Origin of the sequence: Leuconostoc sp. UCMA20149 (assembly GCF_030400235.1) — a bacterium.
GTDB lineage: Bacteria > Bacillota > Bacilli > Lactobacillales > Lactobacillaceae > Leuconostoc > Leuconostoc pseudomesenteroides.
The window spans coordinates 85,862-110,263 of sequence record NZ_VJYC01000003.1 but is presented as its reverse complement, the minus strand read 5'-3'; the positions used below and the strand labels follow the sequence as shown (position 1 = coordinate 110,263).

The 24,402-nt window shown below is 39.4% G+C and carries 19 protein-coding genes and 1 riboswitch; all 19 genes read right to left on the bottom strand.

Translation table 11 applies throughout. The features are described from left to right. A complete protein-coding gene (locus FF105_RS03730; RefSeq protein ID WP_290046351.1) occupies positions 1-1,449 on the bottom strand; it encodes an NCS2 family permease in 1,449 nt (482 codons plus the stop codon). A 57-nt stretch (positions 1,450-1,506) separates the two neighbouring features. Further along, positions 1,507-1,603: riboswitch (purine riboswitch) on the bottom strand. Positions 1,604-1,639: 36 nt separating this feature from the next. After that, a complete protein-coding gene (locus FF105_RS03725; protein WP_168441467.1) occupies positions 1,640-3,004 on the bottom strand; it encodes an ATP-binding cassette domain-containing protein in 1,365 nt (454 codons plus the stop codon). Positions 3,005-3,193: 189 nt separating this feature from the next. After that, positions 3,194-4,858 carry a formate--tetrahydrofolate ligase gene (locus FF105_RS03720; protein WP_010277674.1) on the bottom strand — a complete coding sequence of 555 codons (1,665 nt, stop codon included), beginning with the start codon at positions 4,856-4,858 and terminating at the stop codon, positions 3,194-3,196. A gap of 231 nt (positions 4,859-5,089) precedes the next feature. Then, positions 5,090-5,230: a hypothetical protein gene (locus FF105_RS03715; protein WP_010277676.1), complete on the bottom strand. Its 141-nt coding sequence runs from the start codon at positions 5,228-5,230 to the stop codon at positions 5,090-5,092. A 326-nt stretch (positions 5,231-5,556) separates the two neighbouring features. Further along, positions 5,557-6,795 carry a phosphoribosylamine--glycine ligase gene (gene purD, locus FF105_RS03710; RefSeq protein ID WP_010277678.1) on the bottom strand — a complete coding sequence of 413 codons (1,239 nt, stop codon included), beginning with the start codon at positions 6,793-6,795 and terminating at the stop codon, positions 5,557-5,559. 168 nt (positions 6,796-6,963) lie between these two features. After that, positions 6,964-7,722: a glucose 1-dehydrogenase gene (locus FF105_RS03705; protein ID WP_004916020.1), complete on the bottom strand. Its 759-nt coding sequence runs from the start codon at positions 7,720-7,722 to the stop codon at positions 6,964-6,966. Positions 7,723-7,849: 127 nt separating this feature from the next. Further along, entirely contained in the window at positions 7,850-8,842 is a 993-nt protein-coding gene (locus FF105_RS03700; protein WP_010279321.1) for an aldo/keto reductase, read from the bottom strand. Further along, positions 8,842-9,732 (bottom strand): SGNH/GDSL hydrolase family protein, encoded by an 891-nt coding sequence (locus FF105_RS03695; RefSeq protein ID WP_010279318.1) that lies wholly within the window; start codon positions 9,730-9,732, stop codon positions 8,842-8,844. Before FF105_RS03695 ends, FF105_RS03700 begins: the two co-directional genes overlap by 1 nt. After that, on the bottom strand, positions 9,729-10,700 hold the full coding sequence (locus FF105_RS03690; protein WP_010279315.1) for a ribose-phosphate diphosphokinase: 972 nt from the start codon (positions 10,698-10,700) through the stop codon (positions 9,729-9,731). The genes FF105_RS03695 and FF105_RS03690 overlap by 4 nt, the downstream gene beginning before the upstream one ends. 51 nt (positions 10,701-10,751) lie before the next feature. Further along, positions 10,752-13,157, bottom strand: coding sequence for an SF1B family DNA helicase RecD2 (recD2, locus tag FF105_RS03685; protein WP_290046350.1), 2,406 nt, complete (start codon positions 13,155-13,157; stop codon positions 10,752-10,754). Further along, complete coding sequence (locus tag FF105_RS03680) at positions 13,157-13,810, bottom strand: histidine phosphatase family protein (RefSeq protein WP_290046349.1); 654 nt, start codon at positions 13,808-13,810, stop codon at positions 13,157-13,159. Before FF105_RS03680 ends, recD2 begins: the two co-directional genes overlap by 1 nt. A gap of 45 nt (positions 13,811-13,855) precedes the next feature. After that, positions 13,856-14,197 carry a DUF1831 domain-containing protein gene (locus tag FF105_RS03675; RefSeq protein WP_010279306.1) on the bottom strand — a complete coding sequence of 114 codons (342 nt, stop codon included), beginning with the start codon at positions 14,195-14,197 and terminating at the stop codon, positions 13,856-13,858. 72 nt (positions 14,198-14,269) lie between these two features. Continuing rightward, positions 14,270-15,385 (bottom strand): BMP family lipoprotein, encoded by a 1,116-nt coding sequence (locus FF105_RS03670; protein ID WP_010279303.1) that lies wholly within the window; start codon positions 15,383-15,385, stop codon positions 14,270-14,272. 205 nt (positions 15,386-15,590) lie between these two features. Further along, the gene (locus tag FF105_RS03665; protein WP_010279299.1) at positions 15,591-17,009 is read right to left on the bottom strand and encodes an RsmB/NOP family class I SAM-dependent RNA methyltransferase; all 1,419 of its coding nucleotides are present in this window, start codon (positions 17,007-17,009) and stop codon (positions 15,591-15,593) included. After that, the gene (gene rbsK, locus FF105_RS03660; RefSeq protein WP_031941023.1) at positions 17,006-17,920 is read right to left on the bottom strand and encodes a ribokinase; all 915 of its coding nucleotides are present in this window, start codon (positions 17,918-17,920) and stop codon (positions 17,006-17,008) included. Before rbsK ends, FF105_RS03665 begins: the two co-directional genes overlap by 4 nt. Positions 17,921-18,053: 133 nt before the next feature. Next, the gene (locus FF105_RS03655; RefSeq protein WP_004916044.1) at positions 18,054-18,413 is read right to left on the bottom strand and encodes a hypothetical protein; all 360 of its coding nucleotides are present in this window, start codon (positions 18,411-18,413) and stop codon (positions 18,054-18,056) included. Between the two features lie 116 nt (positions 18,414-18,529). Continuing rightward, a complete protein-coding gene (locus FF105_RS03650) occupies positions 18,530-19,531 on the bottom strand; it encodes a VOC family protein (protein ID WP_010279284.1) in 1,002 nt (333 codons plus the stop codon). Between the two features lie 107 nt (positions 19,532-19,638). Further along, complete coding sequence (locus tag FF105_RS03645) at positions 19,639-20,046, bottom strand: phosphate-starvation-inducible protein PsiE (protein ID WP_010279282.1); 408 nt, start codon at positions 20,044-20,046, stop codon at positions 19,639-19,641. A gap of 29 nt (positions 20,047-20,075) precedes the next feature. Next, entirely contained in the window at positions 20,076-24,389 is a 4,314-nt protein-coding gene (locus tag FF105_RS03640; RefSeq protein ID WP_010279280.1) for a PolC-type DNA polymerase III, read from the bottom strand. Positions 24,390-24,402 lie beyond the last annotated feature (13 nt).

Genomic DNA, 24,402 nt, shown 5'->3' with positions numbered 1-24,402 from the left:
TTAAATAAATGCTAGGACAACAAAATTTATCAAGAAAAAGAGCGATACGATAATTAATACTGGGGAAATTTCTTTGAATTTACCTAATGTTAATTTCACTATAATGAAAAATAAGAAACCAGCGGCAATACCGTACGAAATAGAATAAGAAAATGCCATAAACACTGACGTGAAGAAAGCTGGTAATGCTACTTCTAGGTTTTCCCAAGAGATTTTAGTAAATTCTCCCATCATCATGATACCTACCAGAATCAATAATGGTGATGTTGCCGCAGTTGGTATAACACCAACAAACGGTGCAAAAATAATCATCAAAGCAAAGCCAACTGCCGTAACAATATTTGCCAAACCAGTACGGGCACCAGCAGCAACACCAGCCGCTGATTCAATAAACGTTGTCGTGTTACTAGTACCTGCGATACCAGCAAAGGCCGTTGTAAATGTGTCGACAACCAACGCGCGATCCATTTTAGAATTAAACCCTTTATCTTCTTCAAACGCTTTCGTATCTGCTTTTGAGAAAATACCAGTTTGATCACCAATACCAATCAAAGTGCCAATCGCATCAAACAGACCGGTAAGTCCCATTGCAAAAATGGTAATAATTGCCAATGAGGCATGATGCCAATCAGTGAACAATGATCCCCAACCATTCGCGCCTAATGCTTGTCCAAAAACATGTCCCAAGGATCCAAAGGCTGATCCAATCGAAGTCCCAGCTGAAATGTGCGTATTGGTAACACCCATTGGAATACCAATGACTGTTGTCGCAATTAACGTGATCAAAAACGCACCAGGTACTTTACGCATTACCAATATTACTAATAGAATAAAACCAATTAGTGCCAATAGCACAGATGCAGAATTAAATTTTGACAGTTCAGGTGTCACGCCACCACTCGCTAAAATAGAATTAATCGTACCTGTGGCCTTGCCAGTAAATGGTTTGTCATTTAGCGTCAAAATATTGCCTGGATCAACGATAAAGTTGATAAAACCAGCGTTTTTTAATCCAATATAAGTGACAAACATACCAATACCACCACCTATGGCAGCTTTCAATTCACTAGGAATACCTTTCACAATAGCGCGTCGACCATGTGTTAAAGTAATGATGATATCAACCACACCGACCAAGAACACAATTGCTAAGGCTTGCTGCCAATTAAAGCCAAAGCCAAACACAATCGTATAGGTAAAGTACGCTTGCATGCCAATTCCTGGCGCTAAAGCAAAGGGTACGTTAGCAAATAATCCCATAAACAGGGTGCCAAATACGGCTACTAAAATAGCAGCCAAGAAAACAGCTTGTTGTGGAATACCTGCTTGCCCAAGAATCTGTGGATTCAAGAAAAAGATGTAAGCCATGGAAACAAAGGTCGTGATACCTGCGACAATCTCCCGTCGTACACTGGTCCCATTTTCCTTAAGATGAAAAAACTTTTGCATGTGTGTCTATCTCCCTTTGACATAGAAAAATCCACCCATCACAAACGATGAATGGATCAACACCACGCAATTTATGATAGTCCAACATGTTGGTGTTGGGTAGAAACTGTCGGCCAATATCCGACACTATATCAACAATTTATTTTAATATATTCCAGTTTAACACCGTCACGGCGCAGTTGCAAGAATTTCAAATAGTCATTAAATGTTGTGATTGAATCCTCATTTTTTTCGTAGCGACCGCGTCAATAAAGTCCTTATAATGAGACACTATTAGAACGGCACCATTATAATGCGTTAAAAAATTTGTCAGCGCATCTAATGCAAGTAAATCTAAAAAATTAGTGGGTTCATCTAAAATAAGTAACTGCGTATCGGTAAATAAAACTTGTAGCAGTAACACTTTAACTTTTTCACCGCCACTTAGTGAATTAACTTTTTGAAGAGCCATATCTCTTTTAATGCCAAACGCACCAAGAAAATCTCTGGCCAATTGTGGCAGTTGAGAAGATTTCAATAATACGTTTTCTAGGACTGTCTTTTGTTCATTCAAAGCAGACAAGTTTTGTGTAAAATAACCAACTGGCTGATTATACTTTTGGATAATTTGCTTAATCATGGTGGTTTTACCACTGCCATTATCACCTAAAATAGCCAATCGCTCCCCTGTTTCCAAATTAAAATTCACGTCTTGTAACAGTGCCCGATTGCCTGCTTTAACTGTTTCCCCAGTTATTTTTAAAATAGTCCGTGTTTTATAGTTTTGACCTGCAACCGTTTGAAGTTTCAAAGGCTTTGTGACATGCGGTTTATCAATCTTTTCTAGTTCTGAAAAGCGACGAGCCATCGTTTTGGCATTTTGACCAAGCTTTTTTTGGGTTTTTAATGCGTTACCTTTTCCACTGATCAAACGCGCATCAGATGGACTAATATTTTTGGGACGTTTTGTCACTTGTTTTTCCCGTGTTCTAACTTTGTCCATCGCTCGTTGTAGTTGCTTTTTCTTGTTGACTGCGTCGTGATACAGATGATTCTGAGTTTCGTTAGCAAGATTAGTTTTCGCTAAATAATCCTGATAATTACCATTATAAACCGTGACGTGTTGTTCATGTATTGCCCATATTTTTTGGACTGTGTGATTAAGAAAATAGCTGTCATGAGAAATCACAATCAATGTGCCATAAAAATGTGACAGCCGTTTGATTAACCAATTTTGATGTGTCATATCTAAATTAGCTGTTGGTTCGTCTAACACCAAAATATCTGGTTGATTGTTTAGTGACTCATTGATACGTTGCATCATTTTTTCACCACCACTCCGATTACTATCGTCGACGACCAATTGTGGCACATAAATGAAACGACCATTGATAAAAATCTCACCACTGTCAGCTGATAAATCACCAATCATCAAGTGCGCCAAGGTTGTTTTGCCAACACCGTTAGCGCCAATAATGCCAATACGCTCACCAATTTTTATTTGCTGAGTAACTTGTGTTAAAATGTCGCGTCCGTCAATACTGTAATTGACTTTATTTAATGTGATTGCATGCATAAAAAAACCTCCTCTGATTTTTCACAGAATTGGTTTCGTAAGCATCGCAAAAATAACGACTTATTGTCGATTTTTGCGCACTTATCCTACTCTTTCCAATTCCGTTTGTGAAATTTGAATGAATAGTTTAGTTACGCACTGGATCGACCTCTTTTCAATATTTAAAATGATTATATCATGCTGTACAAGTTAGAACAAGCCAGTAATTCGACCTTTTTCATCAATATCAATGTCTAATGCTGCCGGATGTTTTGGCAAACCAGGCATTGTCATAATATTACCTGTCAGTGCAACCAAGAAACCAGCGCCTAACTTAGGGACAAATTCACGAATATGAATAGCAAAGTCTTTTGGTGCTCCTAACTTTTTAGCATCATCAGAAAGAGAATATTGCGTTTTAGCCATAATAATTGGTAGTTTATCCCAGCCACGAGCTTCAAATTCTTTTAGTTGCTTTTGAGCTTTGTCAGATAACACAACAGTTTCGCCACCATAAATCGTTTGGACAATAGCATTAAGTTTATCGGTTGCAGAATCATTAGGTTGATAAAGTGGTGTAAAATCAGATTCCTGTGCTGCTTTTTCAATGACAGCTTGTGCTAAGTCTTTTGCCCCTTCGCCACCCTTAGCCCAAACCTCTGTCGTATAGGCGGTTGCGCCAAATTGTGCAACATAATCTTTAATGACTGCTAGTTCTTGTGGTGTGTCGGCGGTGAAACGGTTAATTGCCACAACAACCGGTACACCATAACGATTCATCGCCGTTAAATGCTGCCCTAAGTTTTCTAATCCAGCGGACAAAGCTTCAATATTTTCATCGTTTAAGTCGCCCAGTGCCACACCACCATGATGCTTCAGTGCGCGAATGGTCGCTACAATAACAATTGCATCCGGTGTTTTCCCTAATAATGGGACTTTAACATCGAGGAATTTTTCACCACCTAAGTCAGCTCCAAATCCAGCCTCCGTAACCACGTAATCAGCCAATTGTAGCGCTGTTTTTGTTGCCAAAATCGAGTTCGTTCCTTGCGCGATGTTTGCAAATGGGCCACCATGAATGATTGCCGGTGTATGTGCCAGTGTTTGTACCAAATTAGGTTTAATAGCATCTTTAAGCAAGACTGTTAATGCACCTGCTACACCCAAATCAGCAACAGTAACTGGTTCTTTGTCGTAAGTATAGCCAACGACAATACGATTAATACGCGCCTTCAGATCCATTAGATCAGTTGATAGCGTCAAAATAGCCATTAATTCAGATGCAACAGTAATATCAAATCCATCTTCACGAGGCACACCAGAAGTCGGTCCCCCTAGACCAACAGTCACATGTCGTAAAGCGCGATCATTAATATCCACTACACGTTTCCACAAGATGCGACGTGGATCAAGGTTGAGAGGATTTCCCTGATGTAAACTGTTGTCAAGCACTGCCGACAAAGTATCATGTGCCGAAGTAAGCGCATGAAAATCACCAGTAAAATGCAAATTAATGTCTGCCATTGGCACAACCTGCGCATAACCACCACCCGTTGCACCACCTTTCAGCCCCATAACTGGGCCTAATGATGGTTCACGAAGCGCAATCATCGTATTTTTACCAGCTAATTTAAGCGCATCAGCTAAACCAACTGTCACGGTTGATTTGCCTTCTCCAGCAGGTGTTGGATTAATTGAAGTAACCAAAATGAGTTTACCCAAATCAGTTGATCGATTAACTTCAGGATCCAACTTGATTTTCGCTTTATCATAACCGTAGGGTTCAATTTCTTGAGGCTGTAATCCCGCGCTGGCAGCAATTTCAGAGATAGGTGTAATTTTAGCAGCTTGTGCAATTTCAATATCTGTTGGCATGAATTTATCCTCTTTGATCATAGTACACATTTCAAAAATCAATGTGATAGTTGGTTAATATTTACGTTAAATTCATTATAACTAAAGTTCATCTCTACGACAATTCTTATGGCCAATCAATCAGTTGAAACGCTGAAATCAACTTTAAAGCGAAATTCTAAAGAAAAAAACTGAAAAATCAGCCTGCAAACATTTGTCATCAAACTTATTTTTCAGTTACATTTATTCATACTATTTGTCAATTTCTTTTTTACTGTCTTTTCGGAAGTCTTTAGCAGCTTCTTGCACAGCATCCTCTACACTACCTACTGCCTTTTTAACAACATTAGCAGATGACTTACCTGCATTGCTCATCAACTTATTTTTTGTCACCGTAATTCGCCTCCTTGCATTTTAACGATAACACTAATTTCTGTTTTGATAACCTCAGTGTATACCATCAAATATTTGAAAGCAACTAAAAAGCCCAACAAACGAAGACTATATCAGGATAAACATATGTCGTTTGTTGGACTAGTAATACAGGGAGTATCACAAGAATAGTGTATACCATTATAGTTATAATATCGGATTTTTTGTCAGGTTTCTTACCATCATCACTGAATCATCAAAAAGATGTATTTAATGACTATACTTTTGAAAGCAGTTTTCAACAATATTGGTGCAGCGAGTTCTTTTGAAAACATTGACCATTCCGATTATTCGACAGCTTGATAGCCAATGTCATGCCGAAATTCTAATGCCATATCAATCTTATCAAGTACTTCATATAATTGCTTTTGAGCCACCGCAATAGTTTTTTGATGATGGACAACCGTTAAAACGCGCCCTCCCTTGGTCACTAACTGACCATTTTGCAGTGACACACCGGCATAATTAACCGGATAAGGTATTTCTGGAACTCTTAAACCATTTTGTGGTGCTTCAGGATAACCAGGTGACGCTAGTACCACACCAAGATAGATGTCTTCTTCTTGCCATTTTGTAGTAGGTTGATTGCCTTGTAATAATTGCATAATTAGGTCATAAAAATCACCTGTATATTGTGGTAACACAACTTGTGCTTCAGGATCACCAAATCGGACATTAAATTCAATCACTTTTGGTCCTTGTAACGTCAACATCACACCAGTATAAAGTACGCCAGAAAACGGTATTTTTTCAGACGACATGGCTTTAATGGTAGGTTCGACTAACATATTAATCGTTTGCCGGCGAATCGTATCTGAAATCCAAGTCACTGGACTATACGCACCCATTCCACCCGTATTAGGTCCTTTATCACCATCAAAGCGGCGTTTATGATCCTGCGCCAACGGTGCGTGAGTCATCTGACCATTGTGACCAACTAACGTGAAAACTGAAAATTCAACACCGTCCAAATATTCTTCAATAACTAGTTTAGCATCACTTTGTTGTTGATATAGTTCATCTAAATAAATTTCCCCGTCGTTTCTATTATTGATAATTGTGACACCTTTTCCCAATGCCAGACCATCTAACTTGAATACAACAGGAAAATCAAATAACTCTAAACTAGCTTGAGCCGCGGAACGCGATGTGACGGTTTGTGCATTGGCTGTGGGAATGTGATACTTTTTTAAAATGTTTTTCGTGAATGACTTGGAACCTTCGAGCTGTGCTGCTTTTTTTGATGGTCCAAATATAGCCAGTCCAGACGCTTCAAAAACGTCCACAATTCCTAACGTTAAAGGTTCTTCACTACCAACAAAGGTCAAATCAATTTGTTGGCTTCGAGCAAAATCTCGCAAGGCTGTTAATTCCGTAACAGCAATATCTTGACAAGTAATGCCACTTTTAGCCATACCATCATTTCCTGGTGCAACAATCACTTCATCCACTTGGGGACTTCGCAAAAAGGTCTGCGCAAGTGCGTGTTCACGTGCACCAGAGCCAACAATTAGTACTTTTGACATAATTACCATCCATATTTTTATTTCTTACTTACATATTTTAACAATAATCAGCAGCCATTTGTACGGTTATATACATTATTTAAACGAATTATTTCGTTTCAAAGTGGTAAATCACTATAAAATACGAACAATAAAAAACGTCATCACTATGATGACGTTTTTTATTATTTACTGTGCCAAGTAACCACCGTCTACAACAAATTCTGATCCTGTTGCAAACTTCGACTCTTCACTAGCCAAATAAACAGCCATGTAGGCAATATCATTTGGCTCACCAATGTGGCCCATTGGTGTCTGTGTACGTTGTGATTGTGCTTCTTCAGCACCAGGAATATTTTCTACTAGTGGTGTCTTGATATACCCTGGATGAATCGTGTTAACACGCAAATTATAATCGTTTAATGCAGCGTGTAATGCTGCTGACTTACTCAAAATTCGTACACCACCCTTTGAGTGGTTGTAAGCAGCCAAGTTAGGGTCACCAACAAAACCCTCAATTGATGACATATTAATAATTGAAGCACCACCAGGTTGATTCTTCATATATTGAATGCCATACTTAGTACCCAAAAATACGCCATCAGAATTAATTGATTGCAAGAACTTCCAGTCTTCAAAAGTTGTTTCTTCAATGTTTTTAGCAATCGCGATACCCGCATTGTTAACCACAGTATCAACGTGTCCAAACCACTTAATTGTGTTTTCAAAGAGATCAATCCAACCTTGTTCATCTGAAGCATCGTGCTGTACAAATCGTGCCACTGATTCATCACCAATTGACTTTACTGCTTCCTCACCAACATTGGCGCGACGTCCTGTGATAACAACTTTTGCACCTTCTTCAACAAACTTCTGAGCAATAGCCAATCCGATACCAAGTGTACCACCTGTAACAATTGCAACTTTGTTCTTTAAACGATCTACCATGAAAATTCCCCTTTTTTCTTTTATATTGTTTATTATATCACAAGTTTTGTTCAAAAGTTCACTATCTTTGTAAGCGTTCACATTTATTTCAAATTTTAATCATTAAAAAAACCAGCTTTCGCTGGCTTTACTTTGACAATATTGATTCAATTGTTGTTAATTCATCACCAGAAAATGTCAAATTATCTGAAAACTTTAAATTATCAATCAAATGAGCGACATTACTTGCCCCAATGACAACACTTGCAACGCGACGATCCTTCAATAACCAAGCTAAAGCCATTTGTGAGAGCGATTGGCCTCTTTGTTGGGCAATCTCGTTTAAAGCATTTAATTTGTCAATTAAATCTACTTTACCATTTTCAAATAATACGGCGTTTGTACGATGAATTGGATAATCATCTGGTATGTCATTAAGGTACTTCGATGTTAATAAGCCTTCAGCTAATGGTCCATAGGCAACGAGACCAGCATGATTTTGATCCAAAACTTCTAATAAACCGTCGCTTTCTGCGGTGCGATTAAGCATATTGTACGAAACTTGGTTGCCAATAAATGGCGTGCCTAGTGTCTCAAAAATTTTCGCAATTGCAGCTGTTTGTTCAGCATTGTAATTTGAAACGCCCACATATAGTGCTTTGCCTTGCTTAACAATCAAATCTAACGCTCGGGCAGTTTCTTCAAGACGTGTGTTCGGATCCCAACGATGAGCATAAAATATGTCAACGTAATCTAATCCCATTCGCTGCAAACTGAGGTCTAACGCTGCCACCAACGTTTTTTTACCGGAAAATTCACCCAGTGGCCCAGGCCACATATGATAGCCAGCTTTAGTCGTAATCACCAATTCATCACGATATGGCTTTAAGTCTTGTCGAAATACCTGTCCAAATGTTTCTTCGGCTGTACCATTACTTGGGCCATAATTTGAAGCATTATCAAAGCTAAAAATGCCGCTGTCAAAAGCCTTCAAAATAACTTTTTTTGAGTTTTCTAATGGCATTTGATCACCTAAGTTTCGCCATAAACCAAAAGAAACTGCTGGCAAAATCAACCCTGAATCGCTCACCCGACGATAAGGTAACTTTTCATAACGTTGCTCATCTGCTGCATATACCATTATTTCAATTCCTCCAAAATTAATTTTGCAATACGTTCATGATCGGCGACAGTTGGATGAACACGATCTGTGGCAATTTGCCATTTGTTTGTATTGATAAACGTTAATGATTCAAATCGTGACATCTCATTTCGAAAAACAGTTTCAAATGCGCCATTAAACGGTAATAATATAAAAATTTTTGCATCATGGAAACGTTTGATAATCTCTAATAAATAGACACGCAATCCAAATGCAAAGTCCTGTGGACTGGCACCATAGTTCAAATCATTGGTACCATAATTAACGACTACTATATCGGTTGAAACCAATGGTCGTGGCACATTGCGCGCAACATGCCATAATGATTCAATTGCAGTTGGTACTTGAAACGGTGCAAAAGGTGTTAGCCCTGAGCCACCATAAGCAATGCGTGCCAATGGTTTTTGTAGTGCTTTAGAAACCAACACGGGATAACTCAACTCTGGGTGATCACCATCTGATGCCATGTCTTCACCTACCGTAATCGAATCACCGACAAAAGTAAGAAATGGCTGTGACTCCGTAATGGGCGAAACCAAACCATCATCAATCGACATTGACAATAGTTTTAACGGAGATGCCCAAAATAAGGCTTGTTCTTTTTGCCAAGTGCGCAATACCAGATCATGGCGACCATCTTGAACGGATATGTTAACCTGACCAGTTGAATCGACAACAATATCTTGCCAATCAATATTATTAGAGGAATATGCTAACGTAATATTGCTGTTTTGATTAGCAAAAACCAACCTTATTTTTTTGACACCATCAGTTATAAAACTTAATGAAGCCCCAAGCTGTGTTGTGACGTAATAATCTTCCTGTTGCGCCCACTCAGGAGACAACAGTGGCTTTAAATCAATCATCATAATGTAACATCCAAATTATCTTGACTTTTTAAAACGTCTTGAATACTTTCAAAGGCATCTACACGTTTTAGTGCCTCAGCAAACGGTGCCGCCACAGATAACTTGATCAGCTTGCTGAATTCCTTTTTAGCAGGCACTTCAATTGTATTTGTCACAATGACCTGTTTGATGTGAGACTGATCCAACAATTGGCTGGCTTTGTTAGATAAAACGGCATGAGTTGCAACAGCATAAATAACATCAACCCCTGCATCATTCAACGCTTTACTTGACTGCACCATGCTCGACCCAGTATCAATAATATCATCAACCAAAATAGCGCGTTTGCCACTCACATCCCCTGTAATCTGATATGAAAACTCATTGGTGTCCTTGTCTAAACGATGGTCAACAATCGCCCATTGGGCATGTAACAATTTGGCGAATTTACGAGCTCGTGCGACACTTGAATGCCCCGGCGCAACCACTACCAAATCATCCCCGAGCAAATTATTTTCATAAAAATAGTGGCCAAGCGCTGGCATAGCAATCAAATGATCAACTGGAATATCAAAGAATCCTTGTACCTGATCTGCGTGTAAATCCATCGTCATAACCCGCTTAACACCTTGAGACTCAAGCATATCAGCAATTAATCGTGCCGAAATTGGTTCTCGTGAGCGTGCTTTTCTATCCGCGCGTGCGTAACCAAAGTATGGAATCACTACGTTTATTGAGTTGGCAGAGGCCCGTCTGGCAGCATCAATAAAAATCATCAAACGCATAAAGTTTTCATTAACGGGATCTGAAATACCTTGGATAACATAAACATCACGACCACGAACGGTGTTTTCAATTCGTTCATAAATTTCATTGTCAGCAAAGGTTTTCACATCAATCGGGGATAGCGGCTTGCCCAAAATAGTTGATATTTCCTGTGCAAGTTGGTTATTACTACCAAGATTAAACAATTGATACGCTGGGGTCATGTGATTCTCCATTCATTATTGTTCTGATTCTATTATACTATATGAAAACGATTACATGAAATCATAGGGTGATATATTTGCCATGCCAATCATTGGATCAATACTACCATCAATGATCTGATTAACAGTGAGTTGATTAACTGACACTGCGGCCTGCTTCAAATGAGAAGGTATTATAGAAACATTTTTTTCAGGTAACTGCAAGGTTTTTTCGCTATCGAAACGCAACCGTTGTTGCAAAAATGTTTGTCGTGGTGGTACTAAAGTGTCAGCTGCACGTTGAAACGCTGAATACTCCCCCACCAAAATCAATGCTTCTTTAGCGCGCGTCAAGCCAGTATACAAAAGATTTCGATTTAACATTAAGCCGAACTGATTGGTTAACGCCAAAATGACTAATTTGAACTCATTACCTTGTGCTTTGTGAACTGTGGTGGCATACGCTAGTGTCAATTGATTTAAGTTCTTTTTTGGATAAGCTAGTTCTTTCCCATCAAAATCAATTATCAGGCGATCTTCATTATCATCATTGCTGGGATCTTTTTTATACTGGACAGCGACAATTTTTCCCATATCGCCATTGTAAACGTCACGTTCACTGTCATTTTCTAGCTGCAATACCTTGTCGCCCTTACGGAAAATTAGAGTGCCAAATTGAATACTTTTTTGTGTTGGTTTAATGGGATTAAACAAGGCTTGCGCCATCTGATTTAAAGCATTCACGCCGGCATTACTTTTATACATGGGTGTCAAAATTTGTAAGTCATCTTGCGTGAACCCTTTTTTAACAGCAGAAGTGACGATCTGTTGAATCGCAGTCAACGCTTGATCTGTACCTACCATAAAAGCCGATCGGTCAGCTTGATTTGTTAAAAAATCACTGGGAAGCCGGCCATTTTTGACATGAGCCGCCAAATCAGAAATGCTACTACCTCTACCCTGGCGATAAATTGTGGCCAGCTCCACATGTGCAATTTTTTTAGAATTGACTAAATCAGCGAGTACATTACCTGGCCCAACGGATGGTAATTGATCACTATCGCCAACAACAATCAGCTTCATACCGTTTGGTACAGCCGCAAGCAGCTTAGCGGTCAGCTCAATATCTAACATTGACGCCTCATCAATAATAAGCAAACCACCGGCAATTGGATTATCCGCATTAAATTCTGGTTCATCCAAATCAGAAATTCCCAACAAACGATGAATTGTTGAGGCCTCATGTCCGGTCACCTCAGTCATACGTTTTGCAGCGCGACCGGTTGGCGATGCCATCCGTACTTGGTATTGTTTTAACAGCTTTTGCCCATCTGCAGCGGTACTTGCACGTTGCTGCACTATTTTTTGCCATGTTGCAACAATCGTTCGAATAATCGTTGTCTTGCCAGTTCCTGGTCCGCCCGTCAGCAAAAAAATAGGTGCGTTTAACCCCTCTTTAACCGCCGAAATTTGTGTATTATCTAAGGTCATATTCCCTGGCGTCACAAAAGCTTGGTCAATGTCTGCAATCGTTACTTCAAACGGTGGCGTGGCTGTCTGCAAACGCTGAATATCATGTGATGCTTGAACTTCTGAGTCAAAGAGTGTATTAGGATAATAACGACCCTCATCATTCACTAAGAGATGACTACTAATCAAACGTGAAATTGCTGTTTCAATTTGTTCTGCAAAACTTTGACCCTGCTCATGAATCATTTGAGAAATCGCATAACGTAATTGATCATGATACAGATAAGTGTGACCATGCTGAAAGCTCACTCGCATAACTGCCGCATAAACAGCTGCTTGTAAACGTTTCTGATCAGAAGCTTCAACACCAATTTGGCGACCTATTTCGTCAGCTTTTTTGAAATTAATGCCTTCAAATTCGAATACAAGCCGATATGGGTCTTGCATTAAAATATCTTGTGCTTGATTACCATATTGATCATATAAACGGCCAGCCAAGTCAGCCCCAATGCCAAATTGATTACCAATTTGGAACAAACGCTCCAAACCAAGGTTGAGTTGCAATGTTTTCGCCATTTTTTTCGCGGTTGAATCCTTAATGATACCGTCTAAAACAGCAACATCTGCTAAAATCAAATCCACAGCATTTAATCCAAGATGGTCAACAATTTTTTGTGCAGATTTTGGTCCAATACCTGAAAACTGACCACTGGCAAAATATTTAATTAGTCCATTTTCATCGGGTGGTAATTCATTTTCGTATCGTTCCGCCTTGAATTGTTGACCATATTTAGGGTGGCGTACTGTTTGACCATAAAAAGCATAAACACTGCCTTCTTGGACATCACCAAAAGTGCCCGTCACAATGATTTCAGGCGCGCCCCAGTCGTCAAGTGACGTCTCTTCTACTGACACAGATAAAATTTTAAAGTACGAATCCGTTGACGCAAAAATCACAGATTGTAATGTGCCAATAACTTTATCCAATTCTGTCGTTACTAATGCCATTAAATTGTTGTCGAGTCATCTTGCTTTTTATTGAGATAACTCGTATTATTCCAATCTTCAATTTGGTAATGTTCACCATCAACTGTTGATAATACAGTTGTCGAGGTATTACTTAAACCACCACGTTCACGAATACTCATTCGTGGTTGCTGCAATAAGCCATTCAATCCAAAAGAAAGCGCCATACCATGCGATACAATCAAAATATTGTCGTTTGGGTATTGTTGTGCTATATCTTTAATTACTCGCACAAAGCGGTTGGTCGCTTTGGTATAACCTTCACCGCCAAATTCCTGACCCTCAAAATGATCTAAGTCGTGACGATAATTATCGTAGGCCTTTGGGTAACGTTCTTGCACATTTGCAACTAACTCACCTTCCCATTCGCCTAAGCTGACTTCCGCTAAATTAGATCTCAATGACAAAGCTGGTGTGTTCTTTAAATATTGCGCAATTTTTGTAGCAGTAATCCGAGCACGTTTAATCGGTGAAGCATAGATGTGAGCAAATTTAACGTCGTTCAAAAATTCGCCAACTTTTTTCATGTCGGCATAACTTGATGGCAGTAACTCTGAATCACCATTGCCACCTTGAAAGCGTCGTTCGAGATTCCACTCCGTTTGACCGTGCCTTACAAAATAAAATTTAGTCATATTGATTGATTTACCTCCAAAAAATGATAATGATGTTGATGCGTTCTAATTAATCTTTTCAATGATGCCGCGTTGTACCAATTCATCGATAAAAAAATGATACAACTTGACAATTTCTTCAGCATTATTATTTTTAAAAATATCAACGCGAACAACATCTCCCGCTGAGACAGTACTCATTTTGAAACCTGTCAAATCTTGATTAACGGATACTTTGAGCTGAATAGAATTAGCTAACGCTTTTTCTGGCTCTAATGCTCGATGTAAAACATGAATCCCCGCATTGTTAGTGACAAATCCTAAATCACCCAGCGTATATTTTTTTAGTTGATCACTCAATTGATAAGTCGCGTCTCCGGCGATTGTTACACTTTTCTCAAATGCCATTATTTTATAGCTCCTCAGTTAGTCTAAGTACCATTATAGCAAAAAAGCACCACTATCGTGGCGCTGATTGATTTAAAACTTTTGATTAAATTCAGATCCCTTTGGATGATTAGGCACTTTTATCTTACCGTTAATGATTGCCTTTTTAGCTTTATTGACAGCTTTCTTTTCGGCAGAAGTTAGTTCTGAATCAGTGAGATAAACACCATGCTCTTTCAAACCATAAGCAATTGTTTTACCACCAGGGAATTTTTTGGTCTTGTTGTAATTATCCGCAACATTTTTGACACCATCGCCTACTGAAGTAATTGATGAAGCCAATGTTGACGTCGTCTTTTTACCATCTTTTGAAGTGTAGGCCCCATCAGACTTTTGATCGCGATCAACACCAATGATGTAGAGACGTTCTTTTGAATCTGCGTTCAACTTGGCATTTTCTGCCTTTGCTTCAGAAAATGCACCATTTCCAACAAATCCAGCTGCCGCAAAAATAGTACGAATCCCAGAAGCATACATCGTCGCTGCAATTGTTTTTCCTTTAGCAGAATCAGTAAATGAGTTAGCATACTGCTTTTCAACTTTCAAAGATGAATCAGTTGCTTTTACACCAGCTTCAAAGCCTGCATCAAAGGCATCAATAATGTTACCGTGAATTCCACCGATGAAGCCAACTGTTTTTTCACCGTTGGCATCGGCTTTTGTTGCAGCAGCAACACCAGCAAGATATGATGATTGTTCAGAACGGAACATGACGCTTGCGACGTTTTTACGACTTTTAACAATGTCATCTACCAAAACAAATTTTTGCTTAGGGTTCAATTTAGCAGATTTTGTGATTGATTGGTTCAATGAATAGCCAATACCATAAACAATCGTGTACTTCTTACTCTTAGTTGCCAAATTAAAATTTTGATCAAGGTCAGAATGATCAGCTGTATTAAAATAAGTCACAGGGGCATTTTGACCAGACTTCAAATTATTTTTCTTAGCATAAGCTTGTGCGCCTTCCCATGCAGATTGGTTGAATGAATGGTCATCCACACCACCCACGTCCAGAACAAGGCCCAGTGTGGCTGATTTGCTGCTATCAGTTGATGATGTTGATTTATGACTAGTAGCCGCATAAATACCGCCACCAATTATGGCTACAGCTACGACACCAGCAATAATTTTTGTTGATTGATTCATGGTGATTCTCCTCTATTACGCTCTCACGCTTTTTCAATTGGGTACGCTAACGCGTAGCACCGACCCAATTATTTTGACTAACTAAATATAAGCTGTACTTTTTTCAATTAGTTCCAGCTATTAATTTTACATTAGTGGCAACAAAAAACAAGGTCCATAGTGGTCCTTGCTTTTAAAAAAAGGATGACAGCCATTGAAAAAATTATTAAACACGCACAGCAAAGCGCAACCCTTTTGGCAAAAAGTTTTTGATTTGTCCGTTCACAAATTTACCCCAACCAGCGCCATTGCCGTTAACTACCATCAATATCCACCCCTTAGATAATGGCTCATCAGTACTAATAACATCGCCATGAGCATAATCAGCCCAATCTTGATCCACTAAATTAAATTGCTGCTTAACTTGTCTTGGTGACACAGCTAACGCCAAAGCATGTGCTGGTTCAAAACGATTTTTTTTGAAGCTACCTATTTCCAATCCTGGGCGCAAAATCTTCAACCCATTCAAATCAGGTGTCACTTCAGGCGCAAGAAATAACCGATCACCAAACAGCAGAAATTGACGATTTTCAATATCGAATTGTTGAAAAGTTGATTTCCAAAAGTCATCAATTAGTTGTTGTTGGTCACGATTAAGTTCGGCTGGTTTGAGTTTTTTTATCACAGTCTCAATAGGTTCTACTACTTTAGCCCTTTTGACCAATTTTGCTACAAAATGTCCTTCACCATTTAAACGATGTGGCCATAAACGCGCTGTTTTTAGGAGCTCAGAACGATTTTGAGTTTGACTAGTTGTTGTCACGCCACTGACAAAATCAGAATCAGCCCACTCAGGACGCCCGTCACTAATGCCACTGTTAATCGGCTTATCAATTGGCAACAGTTCAAATTCTGGATAGGTATCAAGTAGCCACGCTATCATCTGCTCGTCCTCTTCAGGGGCAAACGTGCAAGTTGAATAAATTAGCTCACCACCTGGCCGTAACATTTTAACCGTTTCATGCAAGATTTCGCGCTGCCGTTTGGCATTCTCAGCAGGGTAATCCGAATGCCAATAAGTCATTGCATCCGGATCTTTTCGAAACATACCCTCACCAGAACATGGCGCATCGAGTAGAATTTTGTCAAAAAATAGTGGGAGTCGAGCACTCAATTCCGCCGGGGTCTGTGAACTGACAATTGCATTTTTCACACCCATTCTCTCAATATTTTCGCTTAATATTTTAGCACGCGACATAAAAATTTCATTAGACCACAGCAAGCCTTTTTGCATCATAAAAGCCGCCAAATGAGTTGATTTTCCACCTGGCGCTGCAGCTAAATCTAATACTTTTTCACCTGGCTTTGGGGCCGCAACCTCGCCCACAAATTGCGCCGACGGTTCCTGAGAATAAACAACCCCCGTGACGTGGTCCTTTGAGTGGCCATCAACAGCTCCGAAGTATCCCCATTGACCATACGGCACTTTCCCATCATTTGGTGTTTCATGCGGCACTGGATTTGCTTTCAAAGGGTTAACCCGATAACCCTTTTGGTGGACAGTTTCAAAACTGTTAAAAAAATCCGTTGCTTCCTGTCCTAACAAACGTGTGTACTTTTTTTTGAAATCTTCAGGTAAGTTCATGAGTATGCTTCAACCTCATCAAATGTTGGAATTGAAGGAATGGCCCCCGGTCTTGTGACAGCAATAGCACTAGCTATGCTAGCACGTTTTACAGCATCATCTAAATTACTAAAATCAGATGCTATAACACTCGCCAATGTGCCAATGAAAGTATCTCCCGCCGCTGTGGTGTCTTGTGCGACTACCTTTTCAGGTTGTGCCCACCATCTTCTTTGACCATCAGCAACAAAAGATCCTGCGGCGCCAAGCGTGATAATACTTCGCTTTGCGCCTTTTGCTTGCAACGCATCCGTCACACGATTTAAAACACCTTCGTCATTTACAACTTCAATTCCTGTCAACAGTTGCGCCTCTGTCTCATTTGGCAAAATAATGTCTGTAACAGCCATTAATTCGGGCGTCAATTCGTACACTGCTGGCGCCGGATTTAAAACAGTTTGAACATGATGGTTATGTGCTAGCTCAAAGGCTGCCAAAATAACAGCATAAGGCACCTCAAACTGCGCAATAATCAAATCGGCATCAATAATTAAATCGTGATCTAAGTCGGCAGTTGTCAGAGCTTGATTAGCACCACCATGAATTAGAATTGTATTGGCGCCATCATCTTGTAACATGATAAAAGCAGAACCAGTCGGTACATCACCATTAGTTTTTAGTTGATCGACGTTAACCCCGTTATTGACAAGAGTAGCGCGCATGAATTGGCCATTGGCATCATTACCAATTGCACCAATAAAAGACACGTCGGCCCCCTGCCTTGCTGCGGCAACGGCTTGATTGGCGCCCTTTCCACCCGGTGCAGTAGTAACGTTAGTCAAAGCCATTGTCTCTCCGACTAGTGGCATTCGCGGCATTTTCATAATGCTATCAACATTCAAACTTCCAAGAACAACGATTTTTTTTGTCATAACTTTCATCCATCTCATTAATGTCAAATAAAGTTGGTAACACAATTGGTTATCAAACATTATTTTTGCATAAAGTTAATTATATCATTTATTATCACACACTTGGAAAGTCATCAAAAAAGACACGCTCGTCTTAAGCGTGCCTTTGTATATCGCCACCATTTTCGATCATAATACGCAGCATTTCCATTAACTCTTGATTTTGATTGGTCAGCACTTGTAATTCGAATCGCATCGCCTTGATCTGGCGTTTCATTTCCGCTAAATCGTCGGTTGTATTATCTTGATAGCCAAATACTTGGTGATATGGTTGCTTATTACCTGTGTAAACAGATTCTGAAAAGGTATCACGTTCTTGACGTACCCACCTCATGACTGTGTTGTAGGGAATTTCAAATTCAGAGGCCACTGACTTTCCAGATTGATGGCGGTTAATGATTTTGTCGCAAACTTCGTTACGCGTTTTTAATGAATAATGTGCTCTTGTTTCCATTTTTTACCACCTTTTTAATACTTTAATAAATTATTATAAAGGAGATATTTTCATTTGATAATGGACAGTTTTCACGATATTACCCATTTAATATTAAAAATGGTATATTTTAAACACTAATCATTTCGGGTATTACCCGTTTGATCATGTATTGCTACAACTTTGGCATTATTAACTCGTCCGGTACCCGAATATGGTTGATAATCATCAAACAAGACACCTTGATCAGCCCACCATTTTCTTAAAACTTCTTTATTGGCATCAAATCTTGGTGGCATTGCAAATGTTGTTCCTAAATCTTGAACAGACTCATCTAGTGTAAACCCTGGATTAGTAGTTGCTACCTCAACACGATTGCCCCCCGGCTCAATAAAGTAGATAGAGTTGAAATAACCACGATCAATATAGACTTCACGACGCCAACCTTGTTCCCGTGCACGCGCCCACAAGTAATCTAAATCCTGCGAAGATTCAACGGCTAAAGCAAAATGATCAGTTGACCCTTTTCCAAATTTTGATTCAGGGGCATCGCTTGGTGTTTCGTACAAGTAAATGGCCTGTTCATCTGCTAAATTCACAACGTTGCCCTTAACAACGACACCATAGTTACTAAAAAGTTGTTCAAAGAAATTAGCAGTCGCCACAACATCAGGAACATGTAATTCAGCCCCTAGAATACCTGTGATTTGTTTTTCTGCAGGAACATCTGACATAAAGTTGATATGCCAGTCAAACTGTTGCTGATTGACTGCTTTAATTTCAATTGGAATTGCATCAAAATCTTGCGTGTGTAAAATACCACGGCCATCAACTGTTACTGGTAAATTAAAGGAAAGCAATCGTTCTTGCCAATATGGTAACGCACCTGCCGGCACACCAAAATGTAGCCCATTGAAAAACATTTTGCCGTCGACACGAGGACGATCAAGTTTTGCATCTGGGAAAAAAGTGACCACAGTGCCCGGTGTACCAATGAAATCACCATAATAAACATGGCGCATATGAGGATTAGCCTGATTAATAGAATTTTTTATGAAACGTAAACCCAAAATATCAACATAAAAATGTGCATTTTGTTTAAAATTACCTGTTAAAAGAGAGACGTGATGCGTTTTCATATGCTTATCGCCATGCGCGTCAAAAGGCGCGCCTTTCTATTTTTATTGTTGATTAAATTATATATGCCCTAAATAAAAAAGCAAGCATTTTGCTTACTTTTTAGAAGCTAATTATCCATTTTTGGTCTAAAATAACGATATATTGCCTGTGCAACTACCAATAAGAATATTGCTGCAGCTAACATTAACGTTTTATCGGTCTGATCATGGTAAACCAGCATCGCTCTAATTAAGGCAGTCACGCCGATATATAGAAAGTTGCCAGTTGAAATGTGGGCGTCCTTTATAAAATATTCACGTACCAAACTCAAAAACTCAAAAAACAAAAATACAACTAAAATTTCCTCAGCCAATTCCGTAAAATGACCAGCGATATCGGTCATCCATAACATTTGTGCAAGATTCAACAATTCTCGTAGCAAAAAACCAAATATCACGACCCCAATAACAATCATGACCGTATTTAAAACATACTCGAAGTAACCCGCAACTTTTTGATGCCACTCGTGTTTCATATATTTACCGCCCTTTAATATTTTTCAGGTTAAAAGTCAAATAAACTCAATTGATTTTCGTCTGGTAATCCCTCTAGAACGGAATGCTGTGTCATAAAATCAATAATCGTTTGTGACACTTTGCCTCTTTTTTTAAGGTCTTCTTTACTCAAAAAAGGTTTTTCTGTCCGTGCAGCCACAATTTGTTTGGCCACGTTGTCGCCCAATCCCGGTAGAGAAATAAATGGTGGTATTAGTGTTTCACCATCAATCACCCATTCAAGTGCTTCCGATCGGTTTAAATCAACCATTTTGAAGCTAATTCCTCGCTCAAGCGCTTCGTTAGCCATTTCAAGAACTGTCATTAAGTTTTTATCGCCAACAGTCGCGTCATTGCCAAGTTCACGTAATTTCTTTAAAGCAGATTTGGTTGCTTCTTTACCCCGACTCATCGCGACAACATCAAAAGCATCCGCACGAACTGAGAAGTAAGTTGCATAGTATATTGTTGGAAAATAAACTTTGAAGTAGGCAATTCGCAAAGCCATTAAAACATAAGCCGCGGCATGCGCTCGTGGGAACATGTATTTAATTTTGAGCATTGATTGGATATACCATTCTGGAATATTTGCTTCGCGCAACTGTTTTTGGTATTCGTCGGTAATCCCCTTACCTTTACGAACCTTTTCCATAATGTTAAACGCATCGGCAGCTGGAAAACCCCAGTTAATTAAATCTGTCATGATTTTATCACGCGTTCCAATAACTGTACCGATTGTAGCCGTTCCGTTTTCGATCAACTCATTAGCATTTCCCAACCAAACATCTGTACCGTGAGATAAGCCAGAAATTTGTAATAACTCAGAATAAGTATGTGGTTGCGTTTCTTCCAACATACCGCGCACAAAGTTAGTCCCAAATTCAGGTAATCCTAGTGTCCCTGTTTTTGAAAAGATTTGCTCTGGTGTTACACCAAGTGCTTCGGTAGAGGTAAACAAACTTAAAACACCGGGATCGTTTGCTGGAATTGATTGCGGATCAATGCCAGACATATCCTTTAATGTCCGCACCATTGTTGGATCATCATGTCCCAAAATATCCATTTTCAATAAATTATCATGAATGGAATGATAATCCATGTGTGTTGTTTGCCAGAGCGATTTTTGATCATCAGCAGGATATTGAATTGGTGTGAAATCATAGACTTCGTACTCGCGCGGTACAATCAATATACCACCGGGATGCTGTCCTGTTGTCCGTTTGACGCCTGTGATTCCTTGGGCCAATCGCTCAATTTCTGCCCCACGATAATGCTTATCATGGTCCCGTTCATAGCCTTTCACGTAACCAAAAGCTGTTTTTTCAGCCACTGTCGCTATCGTTCCGGCACGGTACACATTATGCTCGCCAAATAGTACTTTCATGTAATTGTGAGCAATTGGCTGATAATCACCAGAAAAATTCAAATCGATATCTGGCACTTTATTTCCAGTGAAGCCCATAAAAGTTTCAAACGGAATGTTTTGTCCATCACCAATCAACATTTCGCCTGGATGATTGGGGTCTCCTTTTTCAGGCAGGTCATAGCCAGACTCATATTGTTTTGGATCAACTAATTCGAAATAATCACCATGCGCGGATCGATAATGAGGCGGCAACGGATTAACTTCAGTTATACCCGACATTGTGGCGACAAATGAAGAGCCCACGGATCCACGTGATCCAACCAAATAGCCATCTTTAACAGATTTAGCAACCAATCGTTGCGCAATCATGTAATGCGGCGCAAAACCGTTACCAATAATTGCTTTCAACTCTTGGTCTATACGTGCTTGTATTTCTGGTGGAATTGGATCACCATACCAAGCTTTCGCTGTCCGGTATGTTTTTTCAGTGAGTTCATCACCCGCCCCAGGAATATTTGGTGGATAGGAGCCACTTTTCAGAGGCTCAATATCGTCAAGCATGTCAGAAATAAGGTGGGTATTATCAATTACAATCTTTTTTGCAACTTCTTCACCAACAAAAGCAAAGTCATCAAGCAATTCTTGCGTCGTTTTGAAATAATTATCAGGTAAAGCAGTTCTATTTTGTGGATTTCCTGGTTGTGTCGCAATTAAAATATTACGATAAATTTTATCTTCAGGGTTGGTATATTTAACATCACCAGTGACCACCACTGGTTTTTCTAATTCGTCACCAATGGCAATCATTTCCCCTAAGATTTCTTGCAGTTTTGTTTTGTCAGCAACAAGTGCCGATTCAATCATTGGTTGATAGTTTGCAGTTGGTTGAATTTCGATAAAGTCGTAATATTTAGCTTTCTCCGTTGCCTCATTTTTTCCTTTTTCAATGAGAGAAATAATGACATCCCCGCCTGTATCACCTGTTCCTACTAGTAAACCTTCACGATATTGTTGTAGGATTGAACGCGGAATACGAGGTACTTTGGCAAAAAATTCAATGTTTGAACGGGAGACCAGTTTATAAAGATTTTTTAATCCAGTCGCATTTTGAACCAACAATGTCGCATGAACCGGACGACCATGCTTCCACGCATCCCCTTCAGTCATGTGATCATTGAGTTGATTATGATAATTTAAATCAAAACGTTCTTTTGCTTCTTTCATCAAACGCCATGCGATATGTCCCGTAGTTTCAGAATCAAAAATCGCACGGTGGGCTTGCTCTAAATTGATATTAAATCGTTTAGCAATCGTACCAAGACGATAAGATTTATAGTCAGGATATAACCAACGAGTAAACGGCAACGTATCAATAATAGGATTACTAATTTGCGGTTGCTGGTAACGTGCATAAGCGGCGTTCATGAAGCCAATATCAAATGTTACATTATGCCCCACTAAAATAGCATCACCGCACCACTCTCGAAAACGTCGAATAATGTTTTCTTCGCTGTCAGCATTTGCTACCATAGCATCAGTAATTGATGTCAAATTGGTAGTGAATTCAGATAATGGAAAACCGGGATTAATATATTCTGAAAACTTATCAATAACGTTACCAAGCTGCATTTTGACAGCGGATAATTCAATGATTTTATCTGTTACAGCGGATAGTCCAGTCGTTTCCAAATCAAAAGCGACAAAAGTGGTTTCTTTGTCTAATAGTGAAATGGGTTGCAAATTGAAGGCAATTGGTTCACCATCTTCGACTAGATTAGCTTCCATACCATAGATCATTTTGAGATTATTATTACTACCAGCGGCAACAGCCTCGGGAAAGCCTTGGACATTTCCCGTGTCAGTAACAGCCAAAGCTGTTTGACCCCAACTTTTGGCGAGTTTTGCAACTTCCGAGTAGTTAGTCACGGCATCCATGGTCGACATGTTTGTGTGAACATGTAGCTCAATCCGTTGCTGTTTTTCGGGGTAATCTTCTTGTCGATTGGCGTGATCAATGACTTGTAAATCATAAATATTCATGACCAGTTCACGAGCATAGGTATCTTCTTGAACATTACCACTTAGTCGAACCCACAAACCGGCCTTTAAACCTTCAAACACCGCCTCATCAGATTCATTATTAGAAAACTTTTTGGCTGAAATAGAACTTGAATAATCGGTGATTTTGATAGTGAGTAACTGTCGCCCTGAACGCAATTCCCTAATTTCATCAGCAAAAATATAGCCCTCAACTACCACACGGTTTTCTTCACCATCGATATCTTCCAATCTGGTAATATCAGCATCTGCTGAAATTTTACGACCTAATGTTAGTGGCACACCCTCTGACGATGTTTTTGGTTTAGCCTGTTTATTAGCTTCAATTGCTTTTTGCAAGTCTTCACGGGCCTTAGCATGATGCTGTGCAACATTTTCTTGAATTTCTTGGGCTAATTGTTCGTCGAGTTGTGGCACTAATTTGATCTTAGGAAATCCAAAACTCTCGTAAACTGATACTATGGAAGCAACTGCTTGGTTATCTAACGATTGAAATAGTAGTTGCGCACCAACCGCAACACTGAATTCGTTGTCGTTTACCAATTTAAGTATCGTGTTGCTTGCTAATTGCTGCGCCTTAGCATGGTTTAATTGAGAGTGATCTAAAGCCAAATGCCAGTATTGTGCCATCATTTCTTGATCAATTGCTTGTGATTGAGTGGAAATCATTATCGACACGTCAGCTATATTAGTAAATGCTTTTTTTAGATATTGCTGAAATTGCATATATACGTTAGCTGGCAAAGGCTTTAATAATTGAACATAGAATATCCACTGTCTCTGTCTGGCAGATACATCTACGCGAGTTAACTGACCAGCTTCAAAAAAAGATACAATTTCATCTGGTAATTGAATCTGACTAATTAAGTGTTTTAATTGTTCTTCATGGGTTAACGCCATTTGTCCCCCTAAT